We start from the raw sequence: 241 nt of genomic DNA, 5'->3' as shown, positions 1-241 counted from the left end.
CTGCTGCCGATACGTGGCGCTGTGATGGCAGCTTGCAGCCAAAACAAACGATACATCCTTTTGATGTGGCGCGCCAAGGTTACGTTAATTTATTACCTGTTCAACAAAAAAAATCTAAGGAGCCGGGCGATAGCCAGCAATCTATTATTGCCCGCCAGCGCTTTTTAACTGCAGGTTATTATCAACCGTTAAAAGACCTAATTTGTGAGCAAATGACGCAGTTATTGGGGCAAAATAAAAC

Annotated in this window: 1 protein-coding gene; it reads left to right on the top strand. The window is 44.0% G+C overall.

Annotation, left to right across the window (positions count from 1 at the left end):
• On the top strand, positions 1-241 hold a 241-nt coding region (locus AAEY79_RS16200; protein ID WP_352289762.1), incomplete at both ends, for a putative RNA methyltransferase.

Origin of the sequence: Psychrobacter sp. GW64-MNA-CIBAN-0177 (assembly GCF_040309585.1) — a bacterium.
Lineage (GTDB): Bacteria > Pseudomonadota > Gammaproteobacteria > Pseudomonadales > Moraxellaceae > Psychrobacter > Psychrobacter okhotskensis.
Note: the sequence above shows the minus strand (reverse complement) of the source record. Positions and strands in the feature narration are given on the sequence as shown.